Source organism: Neobacillus oceani, from assembly GCF_046237595.1.
Lineage (GTDB): Bacteria > Bacillota > Bacilli > Bacillales > Cytobacillaceae > Bacillus_D > Bacillus_D oceani.
The window spans coordinates 3,194,346-3,216,277 of record NZ_CP143543.1; the positions used below are offsets into that span (position 1 = coordinate 3,194,346).

The window sequence follows — 21,932 nt, forward strand, 5'->3', positions numbered from 1 at the left end:
TTCCAAAAAATGAGCATCTGCCAATAAAATAAAGCAAATGCCGCTCACCCGCCATTCATTTAAAGCTTTTAAAGCTGATAAAAGATTCCTTCACTTTACACTATACACAATTATTTAATCATAATAATAAAACCTATGTAAAAAAGATTGCGCTTACATGTACTATTATAACCAATTGTCAGATTTTTGTGAATGAAAAGGAATTGAAAAATTTAAAAATATTATACTGATAGAAAAATTGAATTGTAGATAGTGGAAATTTGTTTCGGTTTTGCGAGCGCTGATAATAAATCGCTTTTTTAAATTATAGCCGTAATGCATATTCATTGGCAAAATGTTAAACTTAGTCTATATTATCCATTTTTAGCCAAAGGAGGTGTCCTGCGATTGAATCCAGTTTATATAGCCCGTACAATGAGGCTGCTTATTGTGGTAGGGCTGGTGATTGGGGGATTTATCGCGTTTTATTACATATCGGCGGTAACGTACCCATTCCTGATTGCATTTGCCATCGCCTTCTTGATAAATCCCATTGTTAATTATTTTGAAAAAAAAGGCCGAATGCCGCGATCGCTTGCGGTCCTCATCACATTGGTCATTATTTTCGCTTTATTTGCGGGGCTTGTAACTCTGTTGGTAGCCGAGATCGTTAGTGGAGCCACCTACCTTGCCGAAGTCCTGCCAAAGCATCTGAATACAATGATCCGCTATAGTGAGGACATGTTCGCTTCCCAAATCATCCCTCTTTACAACCAGCTCACCGGCTTATTCAATAACCTGGACGCAGGACAACAGGAAACGATCATGAAAAATATTCAGAATGTCGGCCAGAGGGTCGGTACGACAGTTGGACAATTCCTGAATGGATTTTTCGGGAATATTCCCATGATTTTATCCTGGTTTCCTAATGCCGCGACAGTGTTGATTTTTTCGTTATTGGCAACCTTTTTTATCAGCAAGGACTGGTATCGGCTTTCTTCCATGGCGGGAAGGCTCATCCCTGTGAAAGCAAGGGCAAGCGGCCGGACCGTATTCGCTGACCTTAAAAAAGCTCTCTTTGGCTTTATCAAGGCCCAACTGACCCTTATCTCCATCACGACAGTCATCATCTTGATAGGCCTCCTTATCCTGCGTGTCGATTACGCTATTACAATCGCGCTTGTAGCCGGGGTTGTCGATATTATTCCTTATCTTGGCACTGGAACGGTGTTTGTACCCTGGATCCTGTACGAGGCGATTGCGGGGGATATGAGGCTTGGAATAGGCCTGGGCGTGTTGTATATCATCGTACTCGTCCAAAGGCAGATAATGGAACCGAAAATCCTCTCCTCAAGCATCGGCCTTGACCCACTTGCCACCCTGGTCGCTCTTTTCGTCGGCTTTAAGCTTCTCGGGTTTCTTGGCCTTATAGCAGGCCCGGTCGTCCTCGTCATTTTTAACACGCTTAAGCGCGCGCACGTCTTTGAAGACCTTTGGGCTTTCATCAAGGGAAATGAAAGTAAGCATTAACAAAACGCCGGCTTGCAAGCCGGCGTTTCATTTGTCACCTAATTATTCTAATTGTTCCCTTGTTCATCCATTTTCTGAAGGAAGCTGCCAGCAGCCGTTTGAAAAACTTCCTGGTTGTCGGAATTAGCAGGAAAAGCCCAAACAAATCCGTTACAAAGCCAGGAGCGAGGAGGAGCGTTCCCCCGACAAGGACGCTTATGCCGTCGAGAATTGCTTCCCCGGGCATTTGGCCGTACGCCATTTGCTGCTGCGCCTGGCGGATGACTTTTAAACCCTGGCTCTTCGCCAAATAGGTTCCGAGCACCCCTGTCAATAAAATAAGGAAAACGGTAGGAAGCACACCTATTGTTTTACCCGACCAGAGCAATATCCCAATTTCGGCTGCTGGAACAAGAATGATGAGCAGAAAAAAATAAGTGCGGAACATGGTTCGACAACTCCCCGTAGAAAAGCGTAAGCGGCCGTTTCCGGCGCTGGATCTAGACAAATTTCTAACATTCACTTCTTTTTGGAAAAGCGTAAGCGGCCATTAAACAAAAAGAAGGGACGGCCCTCCCTTCTTTTTGCAGGATTTACAGCACGCTTGCATGCCCGTTGTAAATTACGCCCCTTGTTGCGTCAACCGTTATTTCCTGTCCATCCTTTAAAATTTCGGTTGCGTTTTCCACGCCGACAATAACCGGGATTCCGATATTCAGGCCTACAACCGCCGCATGGCTTGTCAACCCACCCTCTTCTGTAATCAGTGCGCTGCACTTCTCAATCGCGGGTACCATTTCCCTGTCGGAGCCGATTGTAATCAGGATGTCCCCGGGAGCAATTTTCGCGAGCGCTTCTTCAGCATTCCGTGCGACAACGGCTTTTCCGTATGCCGATTTTTTGCCGATGCCCTGGCCTTTGGCAACAATGTCACCAACGATGTGAATTTTCATTAAATTCGTTGTTCCCGCTTCCGCGACAGGAACACCCGCAGTAATGATGACAAGGTCTCCATGCTCCACAATCCCGCTGTTCAAGCTTTCGCCGACAGCAATATCCATCATTTCATCAGTTGTCTTTACCATCTTGCCAATCTGAGGATATACTCCCCAGACAAGGCACAAACGCCTTTGTACCCTCTTATCGGACGTAACTGCCACGATAGGCGCCTTCGTCCGGTATTTCGAAACCATCTTTGCCGAATGGCCGCTGACAGTAGGAGTGATGATTGCGCTAACCTGGAGATTGAGGGCAGTGTAGGCGACCGATTGTCCAATCGCTTCAGTCGTATTCGTATCCGTATCCCTGCTCCTTTTCTGGAGAATTTCTTTATGGTTCAATGCCTCTTCGGCCCTGGATGCAATATTGTGCATCGTTTGGACGGCCTCAACAGGATAAAGTCCGGCAGCTGTTTCACCTGAAAGCATAATCGCATCCGTACCGTCAAAAATCGCGTTTGCAACGTCACTTGCTTCCGCCCTTGTCGGCCTCGGGTTGCGCTGCATCGAGTCGAGCATTTGGGTCGCAGTGATGACTGGCTTACCTTCAGAGTTGCATTTCTTAATCAGCATTTTTTGCACAAGAGGGACTTCCTCAGCCGGTATTTCCACCCCTAAATCACCACGGGCAACCATAAGGCCATCCGAAACCTCGAGGATTTCATCGATGTTATCGACACCTTCCTGATTCTCGATTTTAGGAATAATATGAATATGCGTCGCATTATTTTCCTCAAGAAGCTGGCGGATTTCAAGAACATCCTTCCCCCTTCTGACAAAGGAAGCCGCAATGAAATCGATATCCTGTTCTATACCAAAGAGAATATCCTTTCTGTCCTTTTCCGTAATTCCTGGCAAGTTGACAGAAACACCAGGCACATTGACACCCTTTTTATTCTTTAACGTCCCTGAATTCAAAATCTTTGTATGAATTAATTGTTGATCCTTATCGATTTCTGTTACTTCAAGCCCAATCAGCCCGTCATCCAGAAGAATTTTTGATCCAATGTGAACGTCATCAATAAGGCCTGGATATGTAATGGAGAACATATCGGGCGTTCCTTCGACTTCTTTCATGGAAACTGTAACTTCACTTCCAGCTATCAGCTCAATCGCGCCATCCCTCATATTGTGGGTGCGGATTTCCGGTCCTTTCGTATCAAGGAGAATCCCGACAGTCTTTCCGGTCATTTCAGCTGCTTTCCTGATGTTCGCGATCCTTGCCCCATGCTCCTCAAAATCGCCATGCGAGAAGTTAAGGCGGGCTACATTCATCCCTGCAACCATTAAGTCTTTCAGTTTTTCAATACTTTCACTTGCAGGTCCTATTGTACAAACGATCTTTGTCTTACGCATGCTTTATCCTCCTGTCAGCCATTAAATAGATAGTTCCTGGGACAATTTATACAAATTGAGATCAAGAACATGTTTTTTCTCTTCAAGGGCCTCTATAATGTCATAATCGACCAGCCGGTTTTGCTCAATTCCCACCGCTCTTCCGCCACGGCCTTCGATTAAAAGCTCAACAGCCCTCGCTCCCAGCCTGCTCGCAAGAACACGGTCAGCGGCGGTTGGCGATCCACCCCTTTGCATATGCCCCAGAACGGAAATCCGCGTATCAATATTTGTTGCTTCTTTCAAGGTGCGGGCAAACTCCCCCCCGCTGCATACTCCCTCGGCTACAACAATGATACTGTGTTTTTTCCCCCGCTCATTACCGCGGCGAAGCTTTTCTGCAATATCGGCCATGTCGTAATTTTCTTCCGGAATGAGGATGGTTTCAGCCCCGCCGGCCAAACCTGCCCATAGGGCGATATCCCCGGCATCGCGGCCCATTACTTCAATAATGAAAGTACGTTCGTGAGAGCTGGCTGTATCACGGATTTTATCGATTGCATCAATAACGGTATTTAGCGCCGTATCGAACCCGATTGTAAATTCAGTGCCCGGTATATCATTATCAATTGTCCCCGGGACGCCGACACAAGGGAAGCCAAGTTCGGTCAGCGCTTTGGCGCCGCGGTAGGAGCCGTCTCCGCCAATTACAACAAGGCCTTCAATCCCATGCTTCTTTAACTGCTCGATCCCTTTCGTTTGTCCTTCCCTCGTCTTAAATTCAATGCAACGTGCTGATTGGAGCATTGTGCCTCCCCTATGGATAATATCCCCGACCGAACCCAATCCAAGCCTTTGGATATTTCCATTAATCAAACCCGCAAAACCTCCATACACTCCGTAAACCTCTATATCATGGTAAATTCCCTTCCTGACGACTGCCCTGATGGCAGCGTTCATACCAGGGGAGTCCCCGCCGCTAGTCAATACTCCGATTTTTCTCATTGAACTATTCACCCCATATTTTTAATCGTCCATCAGGCAAAGGTTTTCGTAAACCCCTTACATTGTTATAAAGGTAATAAACTGTCATTAATAAAATACCATTAAGTAAGAGGTCTAACAACTTAATCGCAACGAAACAAGCAAAACAACGTTTATCGGTCAAGTGTAAGCGTTTAATAAGAAAACCCTCGGACTTTTTAACGAATTGGGAGGTATTCCCGCACCCTGGCGCTACTTCAATACTCTTTCTTAGAGAGTTTAAAAGTATTATTCCTTTCCTGGTGCAAAAGAAAACGTGCTTCGAAAAGCACGCTTCAGTTTACCCCTATATAGTCATTTAAAAACGAGTACTCGCCGATTGTCTTGTATTTTTCATACCGCTGGTCCTTTAGTTCAGCTCCGGAAAGCCGGGACAATTCTTTCAGCGATCGGAAAAGCGCCTTTTCAATTTCATGGGCCTGCGCTTCGACGTTCCGATGGGCTCCGCCTCGGACCTCAGGAATGATATGATCAATGATTCCCAGTTTTTTTAGATCTGGCGCGGTAATTTTCATCGACTCTGCGGCTCGTTTTGCCAAGGATGCATCCTTCCAAAGCAATGCAGCCGCCCCTTCCGGCGAAATAACCGAATAAGTGGAGTTTTCGAGCATTAGAATATGGTTTCCTACGCCAAGTGCCAAGGCGCCGCCGCTGCCGCCCTCACCAATTACGATGCAAACAACCGGAACACTCAGGCTTGCCATTTCAAAGAGATTGCGCGCAATCGCCTCGCTTTGGCCCCGCTCTTCCGCTGCTTTGCCCGGATAGGCACCTTTTGTATCGATAAAACAAATAATCGGGCGGCTGAACTTGTCGGCCTGTTTCATCAGCCTTAAAGCTTTTCGATAACCTTCGGGGTGAGGCATCCCGAAATTCCGCCTGATATTTTCTTTCGTATCTTTTCCTCGCTGATGCCCAATGACCGTTATCGGAACGCCTTTGAATTTTGCGATTCCCCCTACGATGGCTTCATCATCCCCATACAACCTGTCTCCATGGCATTCAATAAAACTGTCGAATAAATACCCGATATAGTCAAGGGTTGTCGGCCTGTTTGGATGGCGGGCGATTTGCACGCGGTCCCACGGCTTTATGTTGGAGTAGATATCTTCCTCGAGTTTCTCCAGCCGGGCCGAAAGCTTTTCGATTTCAGACGAAAGGTCTACATCCGTTTTATTTGTATATTCCTTTAATTCACTAATCTTCTTTCTCAGCTCAATAATTGGTTTTTCAAATTCAAGTTCACCTACCAAACAAGCTCACCTCCACGCTGATGCAATTCAAGAATAGTGCCAATTTGGCCTTTCAGCTCATGTCGATCAATTACCGCATCGAGCTGGCCATGCTTTAGTAAAAACTCTGAAGTCTGGAAATCTTCCGGCAGTTCTTCCCTGATTGTTTGCTCAATAATCCGTCTTCCCGCGAAACCAATCAACGCGCCTGGCTCGGCGATATTGTAATCCCCCAGGGATGCGAAACTAGCGGAAACCCCGCCTGTTGTCGGATGAGTCATGATCGAAATAATCAGCCCTCCATTATCGCTAAACCGCTTCAGGGCCACACTCGTTTTTGCCATTTGCATAAGGCTTAAAACGCCTTCCTGCATCCTTGCACCCCCGGAAGCAGTAAAAATGATAAAAGGCACGCCAAGCTCCCCAGCTTTTTCTACGGCGCGGGTAATTTTTTCACCAACAACAGATCCCATGCTTCCCATACGGAAGGTTGAATCCATAATCGCGATTGACACCTTGATGCCGTTCACCGTTCCGGTCCCGGTAACGACTGCTTCGTTGATTTTTGTTTTAATTCTGTCTTTTTCAAGCTTTTCAAGATATTCCGGGAACCCCAATGGGTTTTCGGAAATCATGCCCGCATCCATTTCCTCAAAGCTCCCTTCATCAAGGAAACTCTGGATTCTTTCACGGGCATTCATTGGATAATGGCGGCCGCAGTGAAAACAAACTTTCAGGTTTTTCGCAAGCTCCCGTGTATAAATAATTTTCTTGCAACCAGGGCATTTTGTCATGATGCCTTCAGGGACGTCCTGCTTTGCTGCTTCAGAGGGAATTGCGGCATATTTTTTCTTCTTCGGTTTTTTATTAAATAGCTCTTTTAGCAAGTTAGTACCTCCCTAGTTTTAAGATTGGGATTAAAGCCGGGAACTGCAATGCTTAAAGTATTCATTGGCTGTCTTCCGGCAGGCCGAGATCCTGGCATTCCACTATCGTGGTAAGTACCGGCATTTTCGTCATACTATAGTATAGCGAAAAACTTTTCGGATGCGTAGCGGCAACAGTGGCCAGACCACTTGAAGATTAAAAATGGCCCGTGATTGCCAAGGCTTGCCTGTCCATACTATAGGGCACTTTTTTAAAAAAAGATGCCGCTTTCTGTCGCTAGGATTTAGACATTTTTCTTAATTCTTTATATTTTTCTATTGCCATTTCCTCATTTCCAGCCGCAATGGCGTCGAGGAGAGCCCTGTACTCTTCAGGCCGGGCAATTTCTTTTTCAAAGTCCTGGGAATGGTAATAGTCCTTTAAAATCACCCATATGCGCAAAATCAAATGGTTGTCAGCCAGCTGGATTAGATGGTGGAAAAACTCATCATCATTCATTTCCGCTTTTTCGGCCATTTTGTATATTTGTTCGAGATATGGACGAGGAGCTTTTTGGAGGATGAGCCGCAGGCAGTCCATTTCGATGCAGTATTTTGTTTCTTTCACATCCCGCCTTGCTTTTTCGTCCTGGAGGATGAATGTGCTTAGCAGTTGAACGAGCTGGTTACCCTGGAAGTCGCGGATAAAAGTGCCCTCTCCCCTTCTCGTCTCGATAAGGCCCAATAATTCTAGTGCCCGGAGAGCCTCCCTAACAGAGGAGCGCCCCACAATGAGGCGCTCGGACAATTCCCGCTCGGAAGGTATTTTGTCCCCGGTTTTCAGGCCATCGGCAGCAATCATTTCCCGAAGCTGCTTGACAATTTCAATATATACCTTTGAGTTTTGGGACTTGCTCTTTATAGAATCGTTCACTTATTTCTACCTATCAATGAAAGGCGTTTTGTCTTTTCCTTTACCTCTTCTGGATCGACACGCAGGCGGGCAACCCCTGTTTCGATCGCTGCCTTGGCTACCGCGGATGCGACCTCTGGCGCGACCCTTTCATCGAATGGGGCCGGGATGACATAATCCTCATTCAGCTCATCAGCGCTAATCAGGCTGGCAATCGCTTCAACCGCGGCGACTTTCATTTCCTCGTTTATATGGGTTGCCCGTGCATCAAGGGCTCCCCTGAAAATGCCTGGGAAGGCAAGGACATTGTTGACCTGATTCGGGAAGTCCGAACGGCCCGTCCCAATCACACGCGCTCCGGCTTCTTTGGCTTCCTCCGGCATAATTTCCGGAATCGGATTGGCCATTGCGAAGATGATCGGCCCTTCATTCATCGTGGCAACCATTTCTTTTGTCAAGGAGCCGGCAACGGAAACACCGATGAACACATCCGCGCCTTTAATAACGTCCTCAAGGTTCCCGTGAATCCTGTCCCTATTCGTAAACCGGGCAACCTCATCCTTTATGGCATTCATGCCGCTAGGGCGCCCTTCATAGATTGCCCCTTTTGTATCACACATTATAATGTCACGGACACCGTAGCTGTAAAGAAGCTTAATAATCGCGATTCCCGCTGCGCCCGCACCGTTTGCGACCACCTTGATTTCGGTCATTTTTTTACCGGTAATCTTAAGGGCATTGACTAGCCCAGCAACTGTAACAATAGCTGTACCGTGTTGGTCATCATGGAAAATAGGTATATTCGTTTCTTTTTTAAGCCTTTCCTCTATTTCGAAACACTTAGGCGCGGCGATATCCTCAAGATTTACCCCGCCAAATGTCGGCTCAAGAAGCTTGACTGTTTCAATAATTTTGTCGACATCTGTGGTGTTAAGGCAAATTGGAAATGCATCCACTCCCGCAAAGCTCTTGAACAGGACAGCTTTTCCCTCCATAACGGGAAGTGCTGCTTCCGGCCCGATATTTCCCAGCCCCAGCACGGCTGTTCCATCTGAAACCACCGCTACCATATTGCCCTTCATTGTATAGTCATATACCGTTTCAGGCTTATCATAAATTTCCTTGCAAGGTTCAGCTACCCCTGGAGAATAAGCAAGGCTTAAATCCCTGGCGTTCCTTACCTCTACTTTTGATTTTGATTCCAACTTCCCTTGGTTTACTCGGTGCATATGCAGTGCTTCTTCACGCAATGTCAAGGTATTCACTCCTTTAGGATATGGAAGGACATGGTTATCGGTGGTCAGACCACACTATCCTTTACAACTATAACACATCTTGTATTGATGTAAAGCAAGAAATTATACGCTGTTTATTTTAAAATAACATTCGTTTTCCCTAGGAATTCTGCCAGGGACCCGAGAAGGGCTTCTGTCGGGTTGACCCCGTAACCTGGACCAAGCCCCACCGTCTTGTTTCCTTCATAGTGAAGGACGACTTCAGCATCTCCCTTGCTTGAAGCAAGAATTTTTTTCAGTTCCTTGAGACGTGCCGGGTCTTGGTGTTCCTCGGTGAGCCTAAGATACAGGCGCGGCCTTGACATCTCACTAAGCCAGTTGTCAAGATCCACGGCCTTTCGGATGATGAATTGAACTTTTCCATCCCTCTTTTCGGCCTTACCCTCAATGGCGGCCAATCCTCCCTGGCTTAGAAGGTGGGAATGCCTTTTATATACATCGGGAAACGCAACCGCCTCCATTTCCCCGCTTTGGTCGCTTATTGTAAGGAAAGCCATCGGTTCACCTTTTTTTGTCCGGATCTTTTTAACAGAGTTTATATACACGCCCGCATACCTGAAATTCGGGCCTGGCTCCAATTCCGCGAGCGGACAAGCCCCTGCCCCAAGCAGCTTTGTTTCATGCATGGACAAGGGATGGCTGGAAAGGTAAAAGCCCAGCACTTCCCTCTCAAAAGCAAGTTTGTTCTCGAGGCTTATTGGATCGACTTCCATGTATTTGGGCGCCGGCATAAGCGAATGATCCGAAAACAATCCGGTTTGCCCGTCCTCCCCTGGACTCATCAGCTGCGCATGTTCGATTGCTATATCGATGCTCGCAAGGAGGGTTGCCCTGTCTTTTTCAAACTCATCGAAGCAGCCGGAATGGACCAATGCTTCAAGCGTCTTTCGGTTGGCAGTTTTTTGCGGCAGGCGGATGCAGAAGTCAAACAAGTCGGCAAAAGGCTTCCGTTTCCTTTCCTGTATAATTTCCCTTGCCACCGTCCCCCCAATGCCTTTAATCCCTCCAAACCCAAACCGGACTCCACCGTTTTCAGCTTTAAAAGAGAACAGGCTTTTGTTTACGGACGGCGGGAAGACAGGTATACCCATTGCCTTTAAATCCCGTATATACTGCGCTATTTTCACATCGTTCCCGGTTACGGAACTAAGCAGCGCAGCCATGAAATAGGCGGGGAAATGCGCCTTCAGATAAGCGAGCTGACAAGAAATGATGCTATATGCGACTGAATGGCTTTTGTTGAAACCGTAGTTTGCGAACCTGACAATCAAATCGTAAACTTCATTCGCAACGAGTCTGTCATACCCCTTTTTAACCGAACCGGCAACGAAATGCTCCCTTTCCCTGTCCAGTACTTCCTTCTCTTTCTTACCGACGGCCCGCCTCAGCAAATCCGCTTCCCCTAGCGTAAATCCCGCCATTTTCGAAGCGATTTGGATGATTTGCTCTTGATAAACGATAACCCCGTATGTATTTTCCAAAATGGGTTCAAGGTCCTTATGCGGATAGCCGATTTCTTCGCCGCCATGCTTCCTTGAAATGAACAGCGGGATATTTTCCATCGGTCCCGGCCGGTAAAGGGCATTTACGGCTACTATGTCATCGAACCTCGTTGGCCTTAAACGGGTAAGGACCTTTCTCATCCCTTCCGATTCAAGCTGGAAAATTCCCGCAGTATCCCCTTTGGCGAGCAGTTCATACGTTTTTTCATCTTCTAGGGGAATCGACCTTGGATCAATTTTTCTTTTTCCTTCCCGGTTAATCGCCGAAACAATACCCTCGAGAAGTGAAAGGTTCCTAAGGCCCAGGAAATCCATTTTTAAAAGCCCGACTTCCTCCAGATGTTCCATTGAATACTGGGTCAGGAATACGTTGCTGTGCCCACTTTGGATTGGAACCAGTTCAACGAGCTGCTGCTCGCTGATGACAACGCCGGCCGCATGGGTGGATGTATGCCTTGGAAGGCCCTCAATCTTAAGCGCTGTGTCGAAAAGCTTTTGGTTTAAAGGGCTTTCAGAAACAAACTCTCGCAGCCTTGCCGATTCGCGGTATGCCTCCGCAAGTGTAATCCCGTTCCTGGAAGGGATTGCTTTTGATAGCGCATCCACTTCCTTCACATTAAGGCCGAACGCCCTCCCGACGTCGCGTATCGCCGCTTTCGCCGCAAGTGTCCCGAATGTCGCGATTTGGGCGACATGGAGCTCCCCGTATTTCCCGGCGACATATTCAATCACTTCGTCGCGCCGGTTGTCCGGGAAATCGATGTCGATATCGGGCATGGTGATCCGCTCAGGGTTAAGGAACCGCTCAAAAAGCAGTCCATGTTCCAAAGGGTCGACGTCCGTAATATAGAGGGAATACGCCACCAGGGAGCCTGCGGCGGAACCGCGGCCGGGACCTGTCAGGATCCCCCTTTCACGCGCATATTTCATAAAATCCCAAACAATCAGGAAGTAATCATTGAAATTCATTTTGTTGATGACGCTAAGCTCGTACCGGAGCCTTTCCAAATAGTCGTCCCCAAAATCGGGACGCCTCTTTTTTAGGCCGGCAAAACAAAGCTGCCCAAGCATTTGTTCAGGCGTTTCTTCAGGCTCAAGCGGGTATTTGGGCATGTGGAACCGCCCGAATTCAATTGAAACCGAGCATCGTCCCGCTATGTCCAGCGTATTTTCAAGCGCATCCGGGAAATCTCCAAAGAGGACGGCCATTTCCTCCGCCGTTTTCAGATAATATTCCTCTCCGGACAGCTTGCTCCGCCCTTCGTCCTGCAGCCTTGCTCCATCCCTTATTGCCAGAAGACATTCATGCGCTAATGCGTCACCCCTGTCTAGGTAATGGACCGCATTCGTTGCGGCCAACCCTATCCCAAGCTTAGTAGCCAGTTCGGGAAGTACGCCAAGAAGCACCCTCTCTTCCTCAAGGCCATGGTCCTGAACGGAAAAATAAAAGTCCCCATCAAAAATAGTTTTATACAGTTGCGCGAGGGCGCCTGCCTCCTCTCCCTTTCCTTCAAGCAGCAAATGTTCAACTTCCCCTTCGATACCGGGAGTAATGGCGATTAGGCCCGTTGCATAATGCCTCAACCATTTTAGCGGTATGCCATCAGGGGACTTCGTTTGAATAGCGCTTGTTATTTTCAGGAGGTTCCGGAATCCAGTCTTATTTTTTGCAAGAAGGACGAGTGGAAACGCTTCCGTCTCCTTCTGATCGGACAGGACATCAGCAGTCAGGCCAAGGATAGGGGCAATGCCGTGTTTTTTGCATTCCTTGTAAAATTCAATCGCTCCATACAATACATTTCGGTCTGTTAGGGCGAGGGCCTTGAACCCTTTCTTTTCCGCATCCGATACTAATGAAGGAATCGAAGCGGTGCTGCTAAGCAGGCTGTACGCACTATAGGTTTGAAGGTGGATAAAAGACATTTTCTCACTCCCCCCTGTTACGTCCTTCACATACCATTATAGTGCCTCAGGGAGTAAAAGAAAATATGTTCTCCTTTTTCATAGCCTCCATGTTGGAAACCACACAGAATTGAGCCTTGTTTCTCCTGAATCATAAAACGGAATGTCTGTCCATATGATGGAAGTAGGAAGGCAATGACATGAAAAGGGTTGATGCCATGAACCAGGCCGGCTTCATTTCTTCTTTTATTGAAAGCTATTTTATCGCACTTGGGGTGCTCCTCGGAGGAGCCATAATCGGGGGAGTCGCCGCCTTCCTTACCGGACAGCCCGCGCTTACCGCCATTGCCCGGCTCTCGTCCTCTTTATGGATTTGGGCAATCGTCGCTGCGATTGGCGGTACATTCGATCCCATCTATGAATTTGAAAAGGGGATTTTCGATGGGCAGACGAAAGACATTATCAAACAAATCCTTTTGATTTTATCCGCTCTCGGGGGAGCACAAACCGGAGCGCTCCTAATTGAATGGTTTACCCAGGAGTTTATTTCTTCATGAGGGTCCCCACCTTTTACAACGACCAGTCGTGGCAGCGTTTTTTCGCAGGGATGGCCATCGGAGGCGTAATCAGCTGGCTCCTATTGATCTATATGTATGGAGTTCAACAGGATAAACAGACATTGACTATCCAGGAGCAAAAGGATACGATCAAGGAGCTCAAGGATGATATCGCAATCTGGCAGGAGGAGTTCGAAAACCTAAACAAAGAAAATATCGAACAACTTCTTGTCCAACAAATTACTGTAAAAATCACAAACCATCAAAAATACGGCCTCGACCTCCTCAGCGTCCACGAGATAGAGGAAGCGGTACTGGACGATTTGAAGACACTTAAAGCGAAGGATATTGAAACGGTTTATAAAAATAGGGATTTGATAAGGAGGGTGATCGAAAACAGGTCGGTATCACTCAACGGAAAAAAGTACAGGCTTGAGGTGAAGGAACTGATCTTTTTTACAAACGTCAGCATCGTTCTCCAAATCACCCTTGACGCATGACTTTGACTGTAATCAAAACAAGGGCCCATCCGGCAGTCCAAGCCGGTGGCCCTTTAAATTGACAATTACTTATTTGAAATTTTCCTCATCGCATGCTTTGTTCAATTCACTGATAACATTGTCCATCTCAGGCCACGAAAAAATCGATGCCCCGGCCGCAAGCGGATGCCCGCCGCCGTTGAACATCCTAGCAACACCGTTGATGACCGGCCCTTTCGACCTGAGCCTTACCCTGATTTGGTCATCCTCTTCAATGAAAAATACCCAAGCCTTAATCCCCTTTACATTCCCGAGCGTACTGACTAGAAGCGAAGCCTCGGATGGGGGCGCGTCATACTGCTGGAGGAGTTCTTTTGTCAAGATGACCGACGCAACCCCATTTTCCCGCATTTCAAAGTTTTGCAGGATATATCCGTTCAATTTTATGATATTTGGGCGCAACTCGTACATCCTGTCATACAAATCCGTCCTGGAAAAATTGTAATGAATCAATTCACCCGCGTAGGCAAAGGTTTTGTCGGTCGTACTTGGATATAGGAACCTTCCCGTATCCCCGACAATCCCCGCATACAAAAGCCTCGCAGCTTCATCATTCAGGACAAGGCCGCGTTCCTTGCCGGAAAGATACATTTCATAAATCATTTCACTCGTTGAACTTGCGGTTGTGTCCACCCATCTTATATCCCCGTAAGGGTCTTCATTTGGGTGGTGATCGATTTTAATCAATGTTTTTCCAAGCCTGTACCTCTCATCACATATCCTTTCCGTGTTTGCGGTATCACAGACGATGACGAGGGCACCATCGTAGGCGCTGTCTGGAACTTTGTCCATTTCACAGAGATATGCGAGGGTTTCCTCATCCTTGCCGGCTGAATAAATAAGCTTATCCGGATAGGAGGCACGCAATATTTCTGCCAGCCCACATTGTGAACCGTATGCATCCGGATCGGGGCGGACATGCCTATGGATGATGATGGTTTCATGCTGTTCAATAGCATCAAAAATTTTGTTTTCCATGAACTGTCTCCTTCAAGTCAATTGTTAATCCCATAAACCGGCTGCGGTTGTGGCATTTGGCCCCGTTTCCGGCTACAATGGAATGGTAGTAGAAAAAGGGGGATTACCAATGCCAATACTTGTTATTCTTATCGTATTTTCCTTAGCCTTTTACGTGTTTTATAAAATAAAATATGTAAGGAGCACCAAACTCATTGAGCGTAAATGGATTTCCTCAAAGTCCGGAATTGCGCTTGGTTTGTTTGTGCTCACGTTCGGCCTCAATCAGCTGTACTTAAACCATTCCATGGTGTCCTATATCGTTGCCGCCGTGTTTGTCGTGCTTGGCGGGATCAATATTTGGTCGGGAATAAAGGCTTATAAATATTATTTGCCATTTGCCATTGAGGAAGCGGAAGGAAAAAACTGATTTCCTTGCCAATTTTTTAAAACTGTGCCATAAAAGAGGCGCAGTTTTTTTAATCCAGCTCCTCAAGAGTAAGCTTCGGAAGCATAATCCTCGCACGAAGAAAAAGCGTTAGCACAAGGAAAGCTTCCAAGAATAATCCTCGTACAAAATTATTCGTTAGCATAATTGAGGATTTTCGAGGAGCGCCTAGCCAGTTTTCATCCTGAAAAGGCATCATTGAGTATCTTGTAACAAATCATGGCTTGATAAAGCGATGATTTGTTACAGCTCGAGGTCAAGGCGCTTGCGCATTCTTTTCACCTATTGCCGGTCAATAAGCTGGCACATCATCATCGCTTTCCCGACCATAGCCCCATCGCTGAACGCTTCGACATCCACTTTTCCAAACTTCCGGCCGACTTCAAGCACCTTCGGGTAAATTTCCAGGATACTATCAATCTGTACGGGTTTTAGGAAATAAATGGTCATATTCTCCACAACAAGGTCACCCTTTTTATACCCTCTGAGAATCCGGCTTGCGGCTTCTGCGACAATCGTCGTGAACACGCCATAGGATATCGCCCCAAGGTGGTTGGTCATCTGCGGGGAAACTTCAACCTTGTAAAAGTCCTCTCCTTTAGTCTTCCCTTGGGAAAGCAGCATTTGGCTAGTCACAATATCATCAAGCGTTTCCCCTACCTGCGGCTGCCGCTGAATCATTTGGAGGGCTTTTAGGACATCCTGGCGGCTGATGATTCCTTCAAGGCGGTTTGAGTCATCGACTACCGGCAAAAGCTCGATCCCTTCCCAAACCATCATATGCGAGGCGGACGCAACGCTCGTTTTGCCGCCGACAGTCATTGGATGCTTTGTCATCACCCTGTCGATTTGCGTATCCATTTCCTGGCCCAAAATATCCTTTGAAGTAACGATTCCCTGTACTTTCATGCTCTGGTCGACTACCGGATAGCGGCCGTGTTTTGTCTCGCGGTTGTAGGAGTGCCACTGGCGCACTGTATCTGATGTCCTGAGATACACCGTCTTTTCCAAAGGGGTCAGGATGTCCTCGACAAGGATGATTTCTTTTTTAATAAGCTGGTCGTAAATCGCCCTGTTGATCATTGTAGCTACAGTAAAGGTATCATAGCTTGTCGAAATGATTGGCAGCTGTAGTTTATCAGCGAGCCTTTTTACATGCTCCTCCGTATCAAAACCGCCTGTTATCAAGACGGCGGCACCGGCTTTCAGTGCGTATTCGTGCGCCTTCGTCCGGTTACCGATAATAAGGAGGTTTCCCGCGCCTGTATACCGCATCATGGCTTCTAGCTTCATTGCGCCAATCAGGAATTTATTCAACGTTTTATGGAGGCCTGCCTTCCCTCCAATTACTTGGCCTTCGACGATATTGACAATTTCGGCGTAGGTCAGCTTCTCAATATTTTCTTTTTTCTTCCGTTCAATCCGGATTGTCCCGACCCTTTCAATGGTACTGACATACCCCTTGTTTTCTGCATCTTTAATGGCCCTATACGCGGTTCCTTCACTTACATTCATCGCCTTGGCGATCTGGCGCACGGAAATTTTTTCCCCAATAGTAAGCTCATCTATATACTGCAGAATCTGTTCGTGCTTTGTTGCCAAGACCTTCACCCTTTATTCTATTTCCGCTATCCACGCGGACATAGTTATATTTTTTTCAATTTTTTAACTATCGGCTAACCATCAGCGGAAACCCCTCGCTGATGGAAGTTTTACTTTATTTATTATAAGGTTTAAAAAAGTCTGATTCAATGCGGGATAGCTGAAAACTCGCGGGAAAAGGCGGTTAATGGCGTGAACGGATCCTCCTTCTTTGCTCTTTTGTTCTTACGGTACCTCCCCCTGCGGCCCCTTTTACCTTCAGGGCGCCCGCCAGATTGCCACCAACCACCAGGAGAGCCAGTACCGTCCACGAGACAGTGAAAATACCATCCGTACTTACAAAATCAAGCGGAAGCCTTGGTCCGCCGTAATAGATGAGGAAGATTGCTAGCAAGAAGCATAGCATGTACCGATTTTTTGCCATTGTTTTTCCCCCTTACATAAGTTTGTTCCATTTTATGCGCAAATGAGGGGAAAATGTCATGAAGCGAGATAGCCGATTTTACAATTCAATTGACTCGCCCGGCTCCAATACCTTCCCGTTCCTGGCTTCAAGCATTTCGATAAACGCGTATGGGTCCTGTTTAATTGGCGGGAATGTATTATAATGCATCGGTATGACGGTTTTCGCATTCAGGAGTTTCGCCGCGTAAGCCGCATCCTCTGGGCCCATTGTAAAATTATCTCCGATTGGCAGAAATGCGACATCAATAGGATGGCGTTCTCCTATTAATTTCATATCTGAAAACAATCCGGTATCCCCTGCGTGATAGACCGTTTTACCCTCGGCCATGAACAGGATACCCGCCGGCATGCCGCAATAAATCAATTGTTTGTCCGGTGTTTCATAACTTGAACCATGAAACGCCTGGGTCAGCTTTACTCTTCCAAAGTCAAATTGATATGAGCCGCCAATGTGCATCGCATGGGTCCTGACGCCCTGCCAGCCAAGGAAATCTGAAATTTCGGCATTGGCTATTACTAGTGAATCATTTCTTTTCGCGATGCTGACGGTATCCCCGACATGGTCATTATGCCCATGCGAAACGATGATTACGTCCGGGCTTTCATTTTCTTCCTTTAAATCGGTAAGTCCGTTCCCATTAATAAACGGGTCGATCAGAATGGTTTTCCCCCCTGTATTGATTTTGACGACAGAATGGCCATGATACGAAATTTTCATTTTTCATTCCCCTTCCACAAAAGTATTTACTTATACGTTCCATTCTTTTTAATAAAATCCTGCCATACTTTACTTTTAACATCATTTTAATGCGAATATCCAATATCCTGATTCCATTATTGATATAATAAGACTGTTTCCAAATACATTGTAGAAGGGGATACATATGAACGAAAGATTGCAAAAACTATCGGCCTGGATGAAGGAAAATGGCATAGACGTATGTTTTTTAACATCTCCGGATAACGTCTTTTATTTGAGCGGCTATTTTACGGACCCTCATGAGCGGCTTTTGGGCCTCGCCGTATTCCAGAATGAAGAGCCATTCCTAGTGTTGCCGGCGATGGAAAAGAATGATGCCCTACAATCCGGATGGGGTCATGAAATAATCGGTTTCACGGATACCGAGAATCCTTGGGAAATGGTACATAATTCAGTTTCAAAACGGCTTACGAATGCGGCAAAAATTGCAATAGAAAAAGAGCATTTGAATGTTGAACGCTATGAAGAGTTAATGAAGCTTTTCCCTGAAGCGAAGCAGTTTGTATCCGCTGAGGAAAAAATGCGTTCATTAAGGCTTATAAAGGATGAGCGGGAACTGAAGGCCATTAGGGAAGCGGCCGCATTGGCAGATTATGCGATTGAAGTCGGAGCAAGCGAAATTAAGGAAGGGAAAACCGAACTTGAGGTGCTGGCCGCGATTGAATTCGAGCTTAAGAAAAAAGGCGTCAGCCAAATGTCATTCAGCACGATGGTCCTTACCGGCCAAAACGCCGCTTCACCACATGGAAACCCCGGGCAAACAAAAATCAAAAAGGGTGATTTCGTCCTGTTTGATCTTGGAGTCGTCGTTGACAGGTACTGCTCGGATATTACCCGTACACTTGCTTATGGAGATATTAGCGACAAGCAAAAAGAAATTTATGACACAGTCCTGAAAGCCGAACTGGCAGCGATTGAAGCCGTGAAACCAGGAACGCCTTGTTCGACAGTCGACCTCGCGGCACGAAGCGTAATTACCGCGGCAGGATACGGGGAATATTTCCCACACCGACTCGGGCACGGGCTAGGCATCAATGTTCACGAATACCCATCTGTAACTGAAACAAACCCACTGAAACTTGAAGAAGGCATGGTCTTCACGATTGAACCAGGCATTTATGTTCCGGGCGTCGCGGGCGTCAGGATTGAGGACGATGTCCATGTAACAGCATCCGGGCTTGAAATCCTCACAAAGTATCCGAAGGAACTTCAAATCATTAAATAAGAGCCTCATAGCGAAAAAGCAGGGTACCGGGCAACGGTACACCTGCTTTTTTTGAATTACTCCTGCTCCAGCAATTCCTTTGCGGCAATGTATTCAAGTCCTTGGGCTTCGGCCACCGCTTTATAGGTCACATGCCCACCCAGGGTATTAATTCCTTTTAGCAGAGCCTCATTATCAAGGCAGGCCTGCCTGTAGCCTTTGTTAGCGATTTGAATCGCATATGGGACGGTTCCATTCGTAAGCGCGATTGTCGATGTCCTTGGGACTGCTCCCGGCATATTGGCAACTGCGTAATGGACGACCCCATGCTTAATGTATGTCGGATTGTCATGGGTGGTGATACGGTCGGTCGTTTCAAAAATGCCTCCTTGGTCAATTGCGATATCGACTACTACGCTGCCCGGTATCATGGATTGGATCATTTCTTCCGTGACAAGTTTTGGAGCCTTTGCACCAGGGATAAGGACAGCCCCGATAACAAGGTCGGACTCCTTGACGGCTTCCGCGATATTGTAAGGATTGGACATAAGGGTCGTGATGTCGGAGCCGAAAATATCATCAAGCTGGCGAAGCCTTTCTGGATTTAAATCAATGACAGTTACCTTCGCGCCAAGGCCGATTGCCATCTTGGCTGCATTCGTTCCGGCTACACCGCCTCCAATGACCGTTACCTTACCTCTTTGGACCCCTGGAACACCTGATAGCAGGATTCCTTTTCCGCCATGGACTTTTTCGAGGAACTGAGCGCCGATTTGTGCGGCCATCCTTCCAGCGACCTCACTCATTGGCGTAAGGAGCGGCAAGGCACCATTTGGAAGCTGAACGGTTTCATATGCTATTCCAACAACCTTTTTCTCCATCATCGCCTTTGTCAATTCCGCCTCGGGGGCAAGGTGAAGATAGGTAAACAGGATCAAGCCTTCGTGGAAATATTGATATTCTTCCGGTAGAGGCTCCTTCACCTTCATAACCATATCCTTGTCCCATGCTTCGGCAGCTGTCTCCACAATGCTTGCCCCAGCTGACTTGTAATCTTTGTCCGTGAAACCCGATCCGAGCCCTGCTCCTGCCTGGATATAAACCTCATGGCCGAAGTTGACCAAGTTTACAACACCGGCGGGCGTCATCGCAACACGGTTTTCATTGTTCTTTATTTCCGCTGGTACCCCTATCCTCATCGCTCAATGCCTCCTACAAAATATGTACTATTCTGCAAACACTTTCATTTTACCAAACTAGCCTTTCAACGAGAAACATTTTATACAGTTCTAAATAGACACGAGGATCGTTTATCCCGTTCTAAATTGACAGGAAGATTTTCACGGTAGGATTATCGGGATTGGCAAGTAGACACTAAGAGGGTTTTGCAGGTATGTGAGCGACAAAATAGGGCGCACGCCAAACCCTCGCGCCCCAGGTGATTTGCTGTACTTTTACCAGAAATAAGGGTAGCCAAATCCAAAGCCATAAGGATATCCGTATCCGTACAGATATGGACTTAATAGCGCCCCCACTGCCAGTCCTCCAAGTAGGCCGCCTACAAATGGACCGCCAAAACCCCAGCCCCACGGCCTTCCAAATCGCTGGTCATTAGGGTCAATCATATCGTGGTGGGCAAAATGGACAGGCTGTGCCGCCGCATAGTGAAGATCATAGTTCAAAGTAATTTCTCCTCATTAATTTTTAATTACACTAAAGAATATGCTTTCCGTAGGCGAGGGTAATGGGTTAATGTCCCGTTTCATTAAATTCCTTAGGGTAAGAGGCCAGACATGCAATCGCTTTATCAAGCCATGATTTGTTACAAGATACTCAACGATGCCTTTTCGGGATGAAAACTGGCTAGGCGCTCCTCGGAAAAGAAAAACACTTTTCCTTCGTGCGATGCTATGCTGCCGTAGCTTTCCTTGTGGAGCTGGATTACAATAACTTATTCCGAGTTATCCACAAGGTTCAATTTAATAATTTTTTAGAAGCCAAAAAAAGGCTGCCAATAAGTCGGCAGCCTCCCCTCCTTCATTCCAGTTTTTCTCTCATAACCGGATATTCTTCCGTTCGTTCCCGCGCTTCTTCTTCACCCATAATTCCGCTGTTGTAGGCATTCATGATTTGCGCGCTTACTTCCTCTACCCCTTTTTCGTCATAGGTATGAGAGGAGCGCCGTCCACGATCTTTCTTTTGCATTCCGAACCATCCCCATTCAATTGTTATTGAGTCAAACTCATATCTGGGTGCCCATTATTATTTTTTCAATCTGCTGCACGTCTATGCGGCGGTTTTTCATGTATAATTTGGATGAGAGGCGAAATGGCAGATTGTTTATATTCCTTTTGATAGGGGGAAATGCAATGGGAGCCAAGTATCAAAAGATTTTGGCCGCGGTTGACGGCTCAAAGGAAGCGGATCTGGCGTTTAGGAAAGCAATCGGCATAGCCGCCAGGAACCAGTCGTCACTTCTTCTTGTCCATGTAATTGATACAAGGACGTTTGCTATTGTTGAAGCGTACGACCAGGCAATTGCGGATCGTGCTGACCAATACGCCCTTGAATTACTTGAAAAGTATAAACAACAGGCATTGGACAGCGGGTTGGCGGATGTGGCCTATATTGTTGAATTTGGGTCCCCGAAACTGCTAATCCCAAAAGAAATCGCAAAGAAGCACAACATCGATTTAATTATTTGCGGGGCCACTGGTCTCAGTGCGGTTGAAAGGTTTTTAATCGGCAGCGTTTCCGAACATATTACCCGGCACGCCCCTTGTGATGTGCTTGTTGTAAGATCTGAAAAAGAGTTTACTTGATAT

21 protein-coding genes are annotated in these 21,932 nt (G+C 46.8%); 6 read left to right on the forward strand and 15 right to left on the reverse strand.

Annotation, left to right across the window (positions count from 1 at the left end; all coding sequences use genetic code 11):
- Positions 1–387 precede the first annotated feature (387 nt).
- On the forward strand, positions 388–1,509 hold the full coding sequence (gene ytvI, locus V1499_RS16135) for a sporulation integral membrane protein YtvI (protein WP_409270890.1): 1,122 nt from the start codon (positions 388–390) through the stop codon (positions 1,507–1,509).
- A 34-nt stretch (positions 1,510–1,543) separates the two neighbouring features.
- On the opposite strand, the gene V1499_RS16140 is transcribed toward ytvI, so the two are convergent.
- The 8 genes from V1499_RS16140 to dnaE form a co-directional block, all read right to left on the reverse strand.
- A complete protein-coding gene (locus V1499_RS16140; RefSeq protein WP_409270891.1) occupies positions 1,544–1,936 on the reverse strand; it encodes an FxsA family protein in 393 nt (130 codons plus the stop codon).
- A gap of 145 nt (positions 1,937–2,081) precedes the next feature.
- Positions 2,082–3,842: a pyruvate kinase gene (gene pyk, locus V1499_RS16145; protein WP_409270892.1), complete on the reverse strand. Its 1,761-nt coding sequence runs from the start codon at positions 3,840–3,842 to the stop codon at positions 2,082–2,084.
- Between the two features lie 21 nt (positions 3,843–3,863).
- Positions 3,864–4,826, reverse strand: coding sequence for a 6-phosphofructokinase (pfkA, locus tag V1499_RS16150; protein ID WP_409270893.1), 963 nt, complete (start codon positions 4,824–4,826; stop codon positions 3,864–3,866).
- Between the two features lie 314 nt (positions 4,827–5,140).
- A complete protein-coding gene (accA, locus tag V1499_RS16155; RefSeq protein ID WP_409270894.1) occupies positions 5,141–6,118 on the reverse strand; it encodes an acetyl-CoA carboxylase carboxyl transferase subunit alpha in 978 nt (325 codons plus the stop codon).
- Positions 6,112–6,984 carry an acetyl-CoA carboxylase, carboxyltransferase subunit beta gene (accD, locus tag V1499_RS16160; protein ID WP_409270895.1) on the reverse strand — a complete coding sequence of 291 codons (873 nt, stop codon included), beginning with the start codon at positions 6,982–6,984 and terminating at the stop codon, positions 6,112–6,114. The genes accA and accD overlap by 7 nt, the downstream gene beginning before the upstream one ends.
- Before the next feature lie 277 nt (positions 6,985–7,261).
- Positions 7,262–7,825, reverse strand: coding sequence for a FadR/GntR family transcriptional regulator (locus tag V1499_RS16165; RefSeq protein ID WP_409276318.1), 564 nt, complete (start codon positions 7,823–7,825; stop codon positions 7,262–7,264).
- A gap of 68 nt (positions 7,826–7,893) precedes the next feature.
- The gene (locus V1499_RS16170; protein ID WP_409270896.1) at positions 7,894–9,132 is read right to left on the reverse strand and encodes an NADP-dependent malic enzyme; all 1,239 of its coding nucleotides are present in this window, start codon (positions 9,130–9,132) and stop codon (positions 7,894–7,896) included.
- A 113-nt stretch (positions 9,133–9,245) separates the two neighbouring features.
- Positions 9,246–12,596, reverse strand: coding sequence for a DNA polymerase III subunit alpha (gene dnaE, locus V1499_RS16175; RefSeq protein WP_409270897.1), 3,351 nt, complete (start codon positions 12,594–12,596; stop codon positions 9,246–9,248).
- A gap of 179 nt (positions 12,597–12,775) precedes the next feature.
- On the opposite strand from dnaE, the gene V1499_RS16180 reads away from it, so the two are divergent.
- A complete protein-coding gene (locus tag V1499_RS16180) occupies positions 12,776–13,132 on the forward strand; it encodes a YtrH family sporulation protein (protein WP_409270898.1) in 357 nt (118 codons plus the stop codon).
- On the forward strand, positions 13,129–13,632 hold the full coding sequence (ytrI, locus tag V1499_RS16185; protein WP_409270899.1) for a sporulation membrane protein YtrI: 504 nt from the start codon (positions 13,129–13,131) through the stop codon (positions 13,630–13,632). Before V1499_RS16180 ends, ytrI begins: the two co-directional genes overlap by 4 nt.
- A 69-nt stretch (positions 13,633–13,701) precedes the next feature.
- On the opposite strand, the gene V1499_RS16190 is transcribed toward ytrI, so the two are convergent.
- Positions 13,702–14,649 carry a DHH family phosphoesterase gene (locus V1499_RS16190; protein ID WP_409270900.1) on the reverse strand — a complete coding sequence of 316 codons (948 nt, stop codon included), beginning with the start codon at positions 14,647–14,649 and terminating at the stop codon, positions 13,702–13,704.
- Positions 14,650–14,758: 109 nt separating this feature from the next.
- Between V1499_RS16190 and V1499_RS16195 the strand changes: the two genes are divergently transcribed.
- Positions 14,759–15,058: a YtpI family protein gene (locus tag V1499_RS16195; RefSeq protein WP_409270901.1), complete on the forward strand. Its 300-nt coding sequence runs from the start codon at positions 14,759–14,761 to the stop codon at positions 15,056–15,058.
- Positions 15,059–15,358: 300 nt separating this feature from the next.
- On the opposite strand, the gene V1499_RS16200 is transcribed toward V1499_RS16195, so the two are convergent.
- The 3 genes from V1499_RS16200 to V1499_RS16210 all read right to left on the reverse strand — a co-directional run bounded on the left by V1499_RS16200 (position 15,359) and on the right by V1499_RS16210 (position 17,861).
- A complete protein-coding gene (locus V1499_RS16200; protein WP_409270903.1) occupies positions 15,359–16,678 on the reverse strand; it encodes a DRTGG domain-containing protein in 1,320 nt (439 codons plus the stop codon).
- Between the two features lie 184 nt (positions 16,679–16,862).
- Positions 16,863–17,102, reverse strand: a complete 240-nt coding sequence (locus V1499_RS16205) for a hypothetical protein (protein ID WP_409270904.1) — start codon at positions 17,100–17,102, stop codon at positions 16,863–16,865.
- Positions 17,103–17,180: 78 nt separating this feature from the next.
- Complete coding sequence (locus V1499_RS16210) at positions 17,181–17,861, reverse strand: metal-dependent hydrolase (RefSeq protein ID WP_409270905.1); 681 nt, start codon at positions 17,859–17,861, stop codon at positions 17,181–17,183.
- A 166-nt stretch (positions 17,862–18,027) separates the two neighbouring features.
- Here V1499_RS16210 and V1499_RS16215 point away from each other — a divergent pair, with 166 nt between their 5' ends.
- Positions 18,028–19,128, forward strand: a complete 1,101-nt coding sequence (locus V1499_RS16215) for a M24 family metallopeptidase (RefSeq protein WP_409270906.1) — start codon at positions 18,028–18,030, stop codon at positions 19,126–19,128.
- A gap of 56 nt (positions 19,129–19,184) precedes the next feature.
- On the opposite strand, the gene ald is transcribed toward V1499_RS16215, so the two are convergent.
- The 3 genes from ald to V1499_RS16230 all read right to left on the reverse strand — a co-directional run bounded on the left by ald (position 19,185) and on the right by V1499_RS16230 (position 21,312).
- Positions 19,185–20,306, reverse strand: coding sequence for an alanine dehydrogenase (ald, locus tag V1499_RS16220; protein ID WP_409270908.1), 1,122 nt, complete (start codon positions 20,304–20,306; stop codon positions 19,185–19,187).
- Positions 20,307–20,561: 255 nt separating this feature from the next.
- Complete coding sequence (locus V1499_RS16225) at positions 20,562–20,789, reverse strand: hypothetical protein (protein WP_409276371.1); 228 nt, start codon at positions 20,787–20,789, stop codon at positions 20,562–20,564.
- A gap of 355 nt (positions 20,790–21,144) precedes the next feature.
- The gene (locus V1499_RS16230; RefSeq protein WP_409270909.1) at positions 21,145–21,312 is read right to left on the reverse strand and encodes a hypothetical protein; all 168 of its coding nucleotides are present in this window, start codon (positions 21,310–21,312) and stop codon (positions 21,145–21,147) included.
- 164 nt (positions 21,313–21,476) lie between these two features.
- Between V1499_RS16230 and V1499_RS16235 the strand changes: the two genes are divergently transcribed.
- On the forward strand, positions 21,477–21,929 hold the full coding sequence (locus V1499_RS16235) for a universal stress protein (protein WP_409270910.1): 453 nt from the start codon (positions 21,477–21,479) through the stop codon (positions 21,927–21,929).
- Positions 21,930–21,932: the final 3 nt, after the last annotated feature.